The organism is Tolypothrix tenuis PCC 7101 (genome assembly GCF_963874875.1).
Classification (GTDB): Bacteria; Cyanobacteriota; Cyanobacteriia; order Cyanobacteriales; family Nostocaceae; genus Aulosira; species Aulosira tenue.
In genome coordinates this window covers 8,536,434-8,549,357 of sequence record NZ_CAWNJS010000001.1, presented here as the reverse complement: position 1 = coordinate 8,549,357, position 12,924 = coordinate 8,536,434, and the positions used below count along the sequence as shown (strand labels likewise).

The 12,924-nt window shown below is 38.2% G+C and carries 8 protein-coding genes; 1 reads left to right on the top strand and 7 read right to left on the bottom strand.

Annotated features, from left to right (window positions below; all coding sequences use genetic code 11):
* Positions 1-77: 77 nt before the first annotated feature.
* The gene (locus tag AACU25_RS33730; protein ID WP_339382103.1) at positions 78-2,933 is read left to right on the top strand and encodes a CHAT domain-containing protein; all 2,856 of its coding nucleotides are present in this window, start codon (positions 78-80) and stop codon (positions 2,931-2,933) included.
* A gap of 67 nt (positions 2,934-3,000) precedes the next feature.
* On the opposite strand, the gene AACU25_RS33725 is transcribed toward AACU25_RS33730, so the two are convergent.
* From AACU25_RS33725 to AACU25_RS33695, 7 genes are all read right to left on the bottom strand, one after another.
* Positions 3,001-3,798 (bottom strand): DUF928 domain-containing protein, encoded by a 798-nt coding sequence (locus AACU25_RS33725; RefSeq protein WP_096583169.1) that lies wholly within the window; start codon positions 3,796-3,798, stop codon positions 3,001-3,003.
* Between the two features lie 205 nt (positions 3,799-4,003).
* Positions 4,004-5,854, bottom strand: a complete 1,851-nt coding sequence (locus AACU25_RS33720; protein ID WP_096583167.1) for a sensor histidine kinase — start codon at positions 5,852-5,854, stop codon at positions 4,004-4,006.
* Between the two features lie 60 nt (positions 5,855-5,914).
* Positions 5,915-6,583, bottom strand: a complete 669-nt coding sequence (locus tag AACU25_RS33715; RefSeq protein ID WP_096583165.1) for a response regulator transcription factor — start codon at positions 6,581-6,583, stop codon at positions 5,915-5,917.
* 94 nt (positions 6,584-6,677) lie between these two features.
* Positions 6,678-7,382, bottom strand: a complete 705-nt coding sequence (locus tag AACU25_RS33710) for a hypothetical protein (protein WP_339382102.1) — start codon at positions 7,380-7,382, stop codon at positions 6,678-6,680.
* 238 nt (positions 7,383-7,620) lie between these two features.
* Entirely contained in the window at positions 7,621-8,094 is a 474-nt protein-coding gene (locus AACU25_RS33705) for a hypothetical protein (protein WP_096583161.1), read from the bottom strand.
* 235 nt (positions 8,095-8,329) lie between these two features.
* Positions 8,330-8,791 (bottom strand): hypothetical protein, encoded by a 462-nt coding sequence (locus AACU25_RS33700; protein WP_190446012.1) that lies wholly within the window; start codon positions 8,789-8,791, stop codon positions 8,330-8,332.
* A 192-nt stretch (positions 8,792-8,983) separates the two neighbouring features.
* Complete coding sequence (locus AACU25_RS33695; RefSeq protein ID WP_096583157.1) at positions 8,984-12,637, bottom strand: NACHT and WD40 repeat domain-containing protein; 3,654 nt, start codon at positions 12,635-12,637, stop codon at positions 8,984-8,986.
* Positions 12,638-12,924 lie beyond the last annotated feature (287 nt).

Genomic DNA, 12,924 nt, shown 5'->3' with positions numbered 1-12,924 from the left:
TAAAGCCTTCTGTGAGATGTGTATATTTTTTCTCTGCACAGAATTTTCAAACCACAATCAGCTACAGGAGTTAACCCGTGTCAAGCCGATATCAGAAACATAGATTGATAGCATTATTCTGCGTTATCGGCTTTACTCTTTCTCTATGGTTGGGTCAGTTATCATCCACAAATTTACAGGTGCAAATAGGTGAAATCGCAACAGCACAAAATAGTAACCTAAGTCAACTAGTTCAAAAAGGTATCGACAGTTATCGTTTAGGAAATTTTCAACAAGCGATCGACCTTTGGAACGAAGCGCTACAATTCTACAAAAACAATCAAAACCCTGTTAGCGAAGCTATTGTCCGAGAAAATTTAGCGAGAGCATATCCACAAATTGGTCAAACAGAAGCTGCAATTAAGAATTGGGAGCAAGTTATTAGCTTATATCGAAAACTTCAAAGCACTCAGCACAGAGAAGAAAAAATCGCTAGAGCCACAACTGAGTTAGCGCAGGTATACAGCAGTATCGGACAACCAAAAAAGGCGATCGCGCTTTTGTGTAATCCTGAAGAAAATGATAATAATGAGGACAAGAAGAAACAAAAAGATAATCATGATAACTGTACAAAAAATAGTGTTTTGCAATTTGCCGATGTCAAAGACACTAATTTAGAAATAGCTATTTTAGGTACTTTAGGTGATGCCTATCGCCTAACAGGAACAGACGATTACGAAAAGGCAATTTACTATCTTGAATCTGGTTTAAAGAAAGCAAAAGAAAAAGAAAAGAAAAATCCTGTTTATTTTACTTCACTGAACAATAGTTTAGGTAACACCTATTTACAAAAAGCCTTATTAAACTACCGTCGCGCTTTGAGTCCAGTCGGAAGCTTTAATGATACTTCCAAATTTAAACAATATGCCAAGGAAGAAATCAAAAAATCATATATTCATTTACAGCAAAGCCTGACAAATGCTCAAATTCAATTAGATAAAAAATCTGAAATTAAAGCAATAGAAAGCTTAGGTCATCTATACAAAACTTTAGAACAAAAAGAATTTAAAGAAATTCTAGATACTGATAACACACTTAATAAAATTAATCCTTCCCAAGAAATTAAAAAATTATTAGGTCAAGGGAATAATATCTTAAAAGATTTACCCCGAAATCGAGAACGAGTATATACGACTATAAATTTAATCAATTTGCAAAAATCAACAGTGAGGAAATGTATAGCATCAAATTTTGATAAGCAAGCTGAAGAACTACTCGATGATGCTATTAATATTGCCCAAACCCTGAAAGATAGTCGTGCAGAGTCATTTGCGTTGGGAGAAAAGGGTTATATGTACGAATGTCGTCAAGAATATGGGAGTGCGATCGCATTTACCGAAAAAGCCAGAGTCGCAGCAGAAACAGCAAAGTCGCCAGATAGCTTGTATTTGTGGGAGTGGCAAATTGGACGTATTCTTAAGGCGCAAAACCAGACAGAAGAAGCAATTAAAGCTTACGAGCGAGCAATTAATACATTAGAAGGAAGCACCCGTGCTGATATTTTAACAGCAAATCGAGATATTCAATTTGACTTCCGAGATAGTATCGAGCCAATTTACCGCGATTTAGTTGCAATGAAACTCAGTTTAGAGTCATCGGTTGAAGCATCAGGTAAATCTATTGAGCCTAAAGACGGTAAAAGTAATTTCAGTTCTATTCTTAAGACTATTGATTCTTTAAAATTAGCAGAATTACAAAACTATTTTGGCGATGATTGTAATTTTCCAGCATTCAACAAAAGTAGGGATAATTTACGTAATATCAAGCCAGAATCGTTCTTGAATGAGTTGCTTAAATCGCGTCTAATTTCAAAAGGTACGGCTTTTATTAGTACCTTTATGCTAGAAAATAGGACAGCTGTTATTTTAACTACTTTAGATGGGGATAATATTGAGAACATTTTGCATTGGTCTTCTATAAATAAAGGAGAAATGATACAGAAAATCAATGATTTTAGAAATGTACTAAGAAAAAAAGGGGATACTATTGGTGATTATAAAAAAGGTGATCATAAAAAACCAGATATCTCTTATTCTCAAGATATTTATAAAGAGCTAATAGCCCCTTTTAATAAAAAATTACAATCAAGAGCTATTAAGACATTAGTTTTTATTCAAGATGGTATTTTTAGAAGTGTTCCAATGGCAGCACTTCATGATGGTGAAAAATTTTTAATTCAAAAATATGCAATTGCAACAATCCCTAGTTTTACTTTGACACAAGCAGAATTAATTAAACTTCGTAAATTGCGTGTACTTGCTTTAGGCTTAACTGAAAAAGCAATTGTCGATGAACAGCCATTAAACGAGCTTAACTACGTCAATCAAGAAATCAAAGATATCACACAGAAAATTCCAGATTCGCTAATATTGAGAGATCAAAATTTTACACGCGAACGTATAAGAACAGAATTAAGTAAACAAGTTTACCCTATAATTCATATAGCAACTCACGGGCAATTTGGTATTCGTCCAGAAGATACTTTCATTGTAACTGGCGCTAAGAACGATAAAAACAACAATGAAAAACTAACATTTAAGGATTTAGATATTCTAATTCGTCGTTTTACTCGCAATACAGAACCATTAGAGCTATTAGCCTTGACTGCTTGTGAAACAGCAGTTGGAGACAACCGCTCTGCACTCGGTTTAGGAGGTGTTGCAATACAAGCAGGAGCAAAAAGTGCTTTAGCTTCACTTTGGACAATTAGTGATAGGGCAACGGCATCCATTGCAGCAGGTTTTTATGCTAACTTGCAGAATGAATCTTACCTCACTAAAGCCGAAGCTTTACAACTCGTACAAAAAAATATTATTGAAAATACAAAGATAGGAGATAAAGACAAACATCCGTATTATTGGTCTGGAATTGTATTAATTGGCAACTGGTTGTAAAGAGGGATGGTTAAATCTGAACAGTTATGTTTACTGCATTATAATTTATCCATCCTCTTGTTATTCATCATTGTTTTTTCTCATCATTAACAATTCGTCGAAGGTTTAATGCTTGTTTTTCTAATTGTATTTTGAACTCATCATTACTAATACCTCTTGCTTCTTCTTGTTCTGAATTGCTCAACTGTTCTAAAAGTTTTAGCTGATATTCTTTGTTTTCTATGCCTTCTAAGGTTGTACTTAAAGCTTCATACCATAATCCTTCTTTTGCGTAGACTTCAGCCCTTTTCAGACTGCTTTTGCCATCAGAGAGTTTGAGTTTTAAACCAGGAGATGTGGCAACAACTTCCACTACTGCATTGACAATTATAGACTTAGAATCATCATTTTCTTCACATATAAGTTTTACTTGCCAAAAATATTTTTGCCCAACCACTAAACCAGGTTTTTCCTTATCAAGAGAGATTTTCATAATGCCAGGTATACTTGGTTGTCGTAACCTTTGGATGTAGCTACCTTTTTTATCATTTGTATTTACATCATATTCATAAATGCTAAACTCGATATCAGGTTTATTAGGTAATTCCTCTTTAGGTACAAACCAAGCAAATGTTGGATATATAGAAACTGCTTGTCCAAAATAGCTCGCAGGGGCAAGAACTGCTAGCTCTGTGTTAGCAGAGTTACTACAGCTACCTCTACCTCTTCCAGAGTCTGAACCAGTTGGTGTTGAAGGTCTAGAAGGTTTTTTTGGTGGAATATAGTTACCCCAAGCTATATTACTAGTGGCTAAAAATAATAAAAAAACACAACTTGGCAGTAATTTACCAGTCCAATACTTTTTAGATAAATAATTTGTATTCATAGCTGACTGTGGGAATAACGAAACTCTACTTATGCATAAATATAAGCAAATTTTGGAGAGAAGTAACTAACCATTAATGCCAAACTTTTGCTTAAAAAATGCAAATAATTTGACAGAAAAGTGCCATTACTTATATTTGATTAGTGATTAAATGCTAACAAAAATCAGAGTTATAGATTTCTTTCATGATTTCATAACTTGTTATTTACCACTTCCACTGCAATATCTTTTCAGAAGACCAAGTGAGTTGACAGATAGTTCCTTTAGGGGAATTAGCACAACGCTGGAACTCTCCTCCCAACTGTTTCGCTAAAGTCAATGCTTGCTGAGTTCCAAATCCTTGATGGGATGAGTCACTCACTTGATTAATTCCCAAACCATTATCTGTAACTCTAATTATATTTTTTCCTTCATTTTGCTTACAAATAATTTCAAGACGAGTAGTATCTTGAGCATATTTACCAACATTACATAGTGCTTCTTCTAGAAAACGGCAAATTTTGTGTCTTAGTTGAATATTCAAGTTTCTCTCATTCAGAGGCTCAAACTTTACTACATTAATTTTAATTGTTTTAAAGCCTGGGAAATCTCTCTCAAACACATCCAAATATACTTCATTAAGAACTTCATGTATAGGTTTTTGTAAATCGATTACTCGTTCTTGACTAAGATAAAAATTATTACCACCTATCAAGCTTTCTTGTTTTACGAGTTTATAAACACCTCGTAACTCTTGATTAAGTTGGCGTAGTTCTAATAAAAATTGTTGTGGTGACATTTCCTGATTATTATCCTCAACTTGTCTCATCATCCGAGCTAGAATTTGTAATGGGCCATTATGAATAATGTCAAAAGTTTGATTAATCACTAACTGACGTTCCTGAATTCGTACTTGTAAACTTTCATTCTCTCTCTCAACTGCTGCGAAAACTGTACCGATTCCATGAAAAAATAATATTAAAAGAGGCGGAACAACTGGAAGCCACCAACAGAAAACAAGTAATACATAAGATAGAAAAATTAGGCTAAGAATTGTTATCGGGAAACTAAATTTTCTTGCTGAATAAATACCAATAACAGCCCAAGTAATAATCCATAGATATTCCCAAAATTCCCCCAGTGAATTGATGAAAGGTCGTTTATCTAGCACAGCACTTATCAGTTGACTGGTTATATGAGCATTTATTTCTACACCATAAATCCAGGGAGGAGCTTGATTTTTTGTTGCACTAGATAATACATAATCTTTCGTGCTAGGACTAGTCATCCCAATTAAAATAATCTTGCCATTAATCCAGTCAGGTTGAATTTTCCTATTTACAATTTGTTCTAAAGAAACAACACGAAAAGGATTAGAATTACTACGAAAATTAATTAACATCTGGCTTCCTTTATCATCAGCAGAAATATAACCACCAGAATTAGAGAGAAACCGTACAATTTTCGTGACACCAAAGCTCATTCCATATTGATCATTAGTTACATTTCCTAAAGAAATTTGTTTTTCTTTTAAATATATCTTTGCCAGATTAAGTGACAAAGAAAATCGCCATTCATCTTGTAAATTTGAAGTACCTAATAAACCTCTACGTCTTGTCCAATCTGCTTCGTAAATTGCATCAGCAAAGCCTACTTGTTCATTTGGTAAATCTGGAGGTGGTTTTACTGTCATACCACTAATATCTGGCAAAACCTTTTCTACACCAACTAAATTTTTCATCTCCTTAAATACACTAGCTAATTCCTTATGTCCTGGTTCAACAGGCATATCTCTATAAATATCTAGCCCAACCACAGCAGGTTGATAACTTTGTAATGTTCGTAATAACTTAGCAATTTCTCTATCGGGAACTGGATAAGCTTTTAATTTTTGAATATCCTCTTCGTTAATTCCCACAATCAAAATTCTTTCATCTATGGGTTCATCTGGACGCAAACGCATAAACGTATCGTATGCAGCCAGTTCTAATGATTGCAGTGAACCTAGCATTCGTGCTGCGACTACAAAACCAATTGCCACAATTCCCGGTAATACACCAATACGCCGTATACTCATATTTCTGAATATCAAATTTCCATCAAAATAATAAATTTTTACTAAATTCGTAGCCAAAAATTAATCTATTAAACCTTCTTCCCTTGCCCGAATTTCTGTTTGAATCCGTAGATTTTGACCTTCATTTGGGTAAACTTCCAAAACATCCTGAACATTTTTCCAATAGTGACGGACTGTTCGTTCGGCAATCTGCATTTGTTTGGCAATCTCCTTATCTTGTAACCCCTTATTAAAAGCCAAATCCAACATCTCCAACCATTCCGGCTTGACCTCCAGCACTACACGCATTTCCTTGGGAGTATAAATTACACCATTAAGTGCCCAATCGACCTTAGTTAACATCTCCTTCATTGATAAACTTTTATCTGCAACGGTAAACCCTCCTTCATGACTGCTAATTAAAGGTTTTAAACGAATTAAAGAGCGAGGATAGGCACTTTGCACTACAATATTGAGACTGCGATACTTCTCCATTAACGTCCGCAATAGCTGAATTCCTGCATCAGTTCGGGCAGATTCTCCTGCTGTCTCTGGCATTGACAAATCAACAATAGCCAAGTCGGGCAAATTATTTACTATCAGGTTGAGTGCTTCTTGTGCAGTCTGAGCTTCGATAATCTTTGCATTTGGATACTGCGGTTTCAAGACATTGATTGTTGCGTATAACGCTAACTCTTGATCGTCAACCACCAAAAATGTCAAATTTTCCACGGAAACTGCCTGAGACATAATTAATCACCTGATAAGCTACAGAAAAAGACGATTTTTCAATTAAAAAGTCAAATCAGCAAATTTATTCTCTTCTACAGTCTCATTTAGGACATTACCAACGCAAGTACCAAATCTCTGTCTGATTTTGTCGGTAGCGAGAACACTTACCGGATAGCCAAAATTTCAAAGCACGACAGAGGTGAAGTAAATCATCTGTAGTAGCTGCGGTCAAAGTAGATTTAGATACATCTAAATCTGTAAATTTAATCATCAATTCGTTCAAGTTTCCTTGTAGTGTTAAACTGACGAATAGAGAAAAATTAGTTGAAGTATTCGATACACAGTAATTAAGTAATTCTTCTAGTGCTATTAAAATTACTTGACTACGATCGCGCGATTCCTCGCGCCATTCATTTGGTAGCTCGTATTGTATATTTAGGCTAGGAAAGCGCTTATTCCACGTATCTAGCATATGCCGAATTGCTAAGGGTAAACTCTCATCAACATAAGCAGGGTATAAATAGTCGCTTAGTTCTTTAAGGGAATAATGGAATTTTTCGATATTTTCTAAATAGTGTGTGTTTAATTTATGCTGACTCTCAGAACTAGTAGGTAAAGGCGACTCCAAATGCCGACGCAGAACAAATGTATTTTGTAGCACTTCATTGCGGATAGCTTCTCCTTCCTGACGCATCCTTGCTAATTGCCTACTATGCCACCACCTTAATGCTCTTTGAGTTCTGTAATTGGATGCGAGCAACCACAGTAAAATTGAAATTACAGTAATTCCAACTATAGATATCAATATAAAAGACATTATTTATCTGGATAAAGTTTATGGCTTGATTTTGGGTTGGTCATAGTTAGTACTGTGGATCATAGTCTAGGCACTACTTGGAATATTGCATGTTGCTCAACCTGTTATCTAATTACAAGGATTCAATAGTTTACCCTTACTGAGCCGTTAATAGTTGGCAAAAAATCACCAAGTTATTGGCACAAAAGTGCCATTTTGAAATTGGAAGTCCCTGAGGCAAATCCTGCAAACAACGCTTTCAACTAGTTGCATATTTGAGAACTCTTTCCCATTCCCAGCGCCAAGCAGTCTCTACCGTTATTTCTTTGCCATTGGTAAATTTGATGAATTCTCTACCGTCAAGATAGCAAACATCAGCAACAAGTTGATTTCTTGTATCATACCCCCACATTGATGCTGCGGCATTCCACCATCTTTGCCCTGGCGATTCCAACATTGGTAGTTCTAAATAATCATCACGCCATGCTTTTGGCTTCCACTGCTCAACTAAAGCACGAATTAATATAGCGTTGGGAAAAATTTGCTTTTCATTTTGATGCAACCATAGCACGTAATCGATAGTGCTTCTTAAAGCATCCTCTAGCCCGTAACTACCAGCTTCCAGAGCGCTTTGGACTTCATCAGAAGAAAAGTTAACGCCGATGCTAACTAATGCTCGCTCGTATTTTTTGAAGATTTCGTATTCAATCGAGTCCTTTTGCCAGAACCACACTCAATTCTCTCCAAACAGTTAATTGCAAATGTTGTTTACTCAATAATACTTTCAAGTTCATCTACAAATCATGAGGTCGAATGGTAGACAAAAACTTTTGTGGGTGTAAATTGAACAACAGAGGGGTGTGCATTGGGGTTGTTAGCCAACATTGTACAGCGATCACCCCTCATCACACCTTTCTCAACCTCTCCCCAAATCATCACTGCTTTACCTTAGGGGAGATCGCACTACACTACCTTCGTGCTGTATTCGGCTTTGCCAATCTTTGTGCAAAATAATCATCAATTTCTACTTTCATGTCCTCTATCAACTTATATTGCCTAAATGCACCATAGGCAGGGAAAATTAGAATGAGAAAAATGCCAGCAAAATTACTCCAAAAAAATAGTGGAGAGCTAATCAAAAAAGTAGCTAAAAAAATAAATTGTTTTAGCCTAAATTCTTTGACATAATCACTTAATGTTATTTCAGTTTTGTCTGGTTGAATTGATATTGAAATTCTCAGGCTCGCTGATAATCCAGTTAGCATAAGCCATAAACCTGACTTCTTTATCACTAAGGCATCGCGATCTACCTTCTTATTCTCATATTTATGTCGGTGGGCAAAAATAACTATCCTTTCAATTAAGCCATCTATATGCGCCACTTCGCTGTAAGATACCAGTGTTTTGTCGAAGAAAGCTAATAGCTTCATTTGCATCAAATTTTTATACATTTGTTGATTAGTTTTTACTTAAATGTGGTTTTTAGTGATACCTACGGCATACTGCGTGAACGCTTGTTTTTTATCCGACCTCACAAAATAGCATTGCTCCCTCTCTCATAAAGATTCAATGAAATTTCAACTCAGGCTTTGAGAACTGTCATGGTCGTACAGGTGTCAACTCTAATCTACTGCCCCCAGCACTATCAATATGGCTTTCTGTGCCTTTGTCAGACCTGTAGCACCTGTGATTTTCATGCCCTCATAGGGTCTTTCAACTCTCAAGGTTTTTAAGCACTCACCTGTATTCACATCCCACAGCTTAATCGTCTCATCTAAGCTGCTACTGACCAAAGTCTGACTGTCCGAACTGAAGCTAAATGATGATACTATTTTCAGGTGTCCTTGCAAAGTATTAAAACGCTGGCTAGTCCTGACGCTCCATAGGCTAATCGTTTGGTCTTCAACACCGCTACTGGCTAGGGTTTGACCATCTGGGCTGAATGCCATGAACTTGATCTGGCTGGGTTGCTGCAATGTTTTGAGGCACTGCCCTGTCCGGAAATTCCATAACTTGATCGTTTGATCGAAACTACCACTAGCCAGCGTTTGCCCATCTGGGCTGAAGGTAACTGAAAGTATTGGGCCTGTATGTCCCTGCAACGTTTTGAGGCACAGCCCTGTGCGGACATCCCACAATTTAATTGTGGTATCTAAACTACTACTAACTATAAATTGACCATCTGGACTAAAGATAACTACCGAAACTACGCTAGTATGTCCCTGCAACGTTTTGAGGCACAGCCCTGTGAGGACATCCCAAAGCTTTATGGTGCAGTCATCGCTGCCACTAGCTAGAGTTCGACTATGGGGACTGAAAGCAACGCACCAGACCCAACTAGTATGCTCATGCAATGTGTGTAGGCATTGGCCAGTATAGGCATCCCAAAGCTTCACGGTGCGATCTTCACTGCCACTAGCTAGAGTTCGATCGTCGGGACTGAAAGCAACAGACCAGATCCGCTTATTATGCCCCTGTAGTGTTTGGCTGCATTCACGCGTGGAAACATTCCATAACCTTACCACTCCGTCTTCACTACCACTGACAATAGTCTGACTTTCTGAATTAAAAGCAACTGAAAATATGGGATTACTATAACCCTGTAGCGTCATCAGGCATTTGCCTGTTTTGGTATCCCATAACTTCACTGCTTGTTCTTCACCACCACTAGCGAGGGTGTGGCTAGCTGGGTTGAATGTAATCGACCATATTTGGTTGCTGTGTCCTTGCAATGTTTGGCAGCAGTGCCCCGTGCTGACCTCCCATAATTTAATGGTTTTATCAACACTGGCACTGGCTAAGGTTTCACCTTGAGGACTAAAGGCAACTGACTTTACACTATCAGTATGTCCTGAAAATGTTTTTAGACACTTACCTGTGTGTAGATCCCAGAGCTTCACGGTACAATCGTCACTGCCACTAGCCAAGATTTTACCTTGAGGGCTACAGGTGACTGACCAAACTCGGCTGGTGTGTCCCTGAAGTGTTTTGATGCATTCACCTGTCTGCACATCCCAGAGCTTGACAGTACAGTCCAAACTACCGCTAGCGAGAGTTTGACCATCTGCGCTAAAGGCGACTGAGTGGACATGATTGTCATGTCCTGGCAAAATTTTCAGACATTCACCCGTGTAAATATTCCATAGCCTGATTGTTTGATCCCAACTGCCACTAGCGAGAGTTTGACCATCTGGACTGAAGGCAACTGAATCTACATAAGCAGTATGTCCCAGTAAGGTTTTGAGGCATTGACCCGTACGAGTATCTGACAATTTCACGGTTCGATCAATGCTACTACTGGCGAGAATTTGACCATTTGAACTGAAGGCAACTGCAAGCGTCCAACTGTCATGTGCCTCACAGGTGAGCAGTTGCTTGCCATCTGCAACTTGCCACAAGCACAGCTGACCATTGGTATCACCTGTAGCTAATAGCTTTCCGTCCGGACTAAATGTGACGGAAATAACACCACCGATAATTTTGGTAAAAACAGTTTGATCGAGATCGGCATAGGCAAAGTTTACCTGTTGCAGATTTACATTCTGGAGGTAAGCCTGCCAAATAGTCAAATGCGAGAAATCATAACCCCTCAAGTCAATCTCAAGCTGACGCAATAAATTGATGATATTTCCGCCAGCGTATCCCACGGAATTGGCAAATTGCGATCGCCCTTCTTTGGGCGCGCTTTGCGATCGCAACCCAGATAGAATTTGATGAAGCTGATACTCCACATCCTTTTTAGACTTAAACTTGCCGACTAGCAGAGCTACAAGTGGTGCTATGATGATGCGAATCTGGCTATCTCGGACGTAATCTTTGGCAGTAGCTTTCATCAAGGCATGACTGAGAAACAAAGATGAAGGATTGGTTTCATTCCTAACCTCTGTGTCCTCACCTTTCTCAACTATTTCCTGATAAACCCGTTCGAGGAACTGTTCTGTCACATACTCCATCACCACAGGCTGTAAAGTGAACAGCCTATTACTCTTTTCAATTAGACATCGTCGCCCTAAAGATTGCAATGCTTCTAGTAATTTTGGCTGCGATATCGTTGGCACAAAATCTTTTCGCAATTGGGCAAGCGTTACCAATTCTCGATTAATCGCTAACCAATACATCAGGTGCTTTTCTATCTGTGACAGCCGCTGAAACTGCTCGTCTAGCAATGTATTAATTTCTCCAAAGGCGATCGCTCCTTGTTCTAAAAACTCACTGATGCTACCATCAAATAAATCTCGCACAGTTGTAGAGACAATCTTGAGTGCTAGAGGATTGCCGGAATAACGCTCCCTCAAGCTCTGCCAATCAGCCTGTGAGTGACAGAAACATCCATTGGCTTGCAAGATTTTGCTGATTTCTTCTACGCTTAAACCTGCTAGTAGTAAAGTGCGAATGGGTAGGGTTTCGCCTTCTAACAGTGCCAGCGTTTTGGGCTTCTCCCGGCTAGTCAATACTATGCAGCCTTTGTGGCGTTCGCTTCCCAAGCGTCTGAGTAGTTCCCCATATTCTTCATAGCCTTCTCGGTACTGCCCAGCTGACACACCACTACTGTCTAAAATCGCATCGAAGTTGTCCAAGACTAGCAGACAACGGGAGCAGCGTAAATAATTAATCAATTGTGATATTAGAACGTCTACCGTTTCTGAAAAATTCGTTTGCTGTTGGTCGGATAAGAATAGGATTAGCTCGGCGAGCAGGTCTTTGAGGGGTAGAGCATGACGCAGACTTCGCCAAATCACGTAGTCAAACTGCTCCTGAAATTGTTCGGCTAACTTTACAGATAAGACAGTTTTCCCCATACCGCCCATACCCAGTAGTGCCAAAACTCGGCATTGGTCTTTGACAATCCATTGTTTTAGTACAGCCAGTTCTTCTGTACGCCCGTAGAAAACAGATACATCAACTGCTTCTCCCCAATCTTGATACCGATGATTAAGCGCCTGAAAATGGGAAATTTTAGCTACTTCCTCTACTTCTTCTACCCCTGGAGGCTTTGGAACTGCCAACAACTGTAACCCCATCTGCCGCTTTATTGCCGCCTGAAAATTCTTTTTACTAACCTTTTCCCCAAATACTGCTGACAGCATCTGCCATAACTTAGGGCCAACATCATGTTGTAGGTAGTCGGTAGTGTAGCCATAAGTTTTGGCAATCTCTTTATACTTCTGGCCTTGCCAAGATCTGCGAAGCACGATCACTTCAATATCTTTTAGATGTCTTTTTGTGTGGGCAACAACTGCTGCATCTACTATTTTCAATGCTGTTTCAAAGTCCATTGCTCAGGGATGTATAACATCTACAATTATTGAGCTACAGTCTGAGATCTTAACTTTCCAGATTTTTTCCCAAAAAATATTCAAATGGCTGAAATCCATAGCTTGCCTAGTTGGGTGGGAAAATATATGGTGCTTCATCTGGTGATGGTTCACCATAATCGGTCTACTGAGATTATTCTCTTTAAATTTTCTTACTTAACCTTAACTAAACCTTTTTTATAGCTAGATTTTTTCATCAAACTCCTTAAGTTATCCCCATTTTACTTTTTGAGTGCAAAAGGCAAACT

Bases quoted from the DNA above. Each gene is read 5' to 3' on its own strand.
- AACU25_RS33725 (WP_096583169.1), bottom strand. From the start codon at position 3,798: ATGAATACAAATTATTTATCTAAAAAGTATTGGACTGGTAAATTACTG.
- AACU25_RS33720 (WP_096583167.1), bottom strand. From the start codon at position 5,854: ATGAGTATACGGCGTATTGGTGTATTACCGGGAATTGTGGCAATTGGT.
- AACU25_RS33715 (WP_096583165.1), bottom strand. From the start codon at position 6,583: ATGTCTCAGGCAGTTTCCGTGGAAAATTTGACATTTTTGGTGGTTGAC.
- AACU25_RS33710 (WP_339382102.1), bottom strand. From the start codon at position 7,382: ATGTCTTTTATATTGATATCTATAGTTGGAATTACTGTAATTTCAATT.
- AACU25_RS33700 (WP_190446012.1), bottom strand. From the start codon at position 8,791: ATGAAGCTATTAGCTTTCTTCGACAAAACACTGGTATCTTACAGCGAA.
- AACU25_RS33695 (WP_096583157.1), bottom strand. From the start codon at position 12,637: ATGGACTTTGAAACAGCATTGAAAATAGTAGATGCAGCAGTTGTTGCC.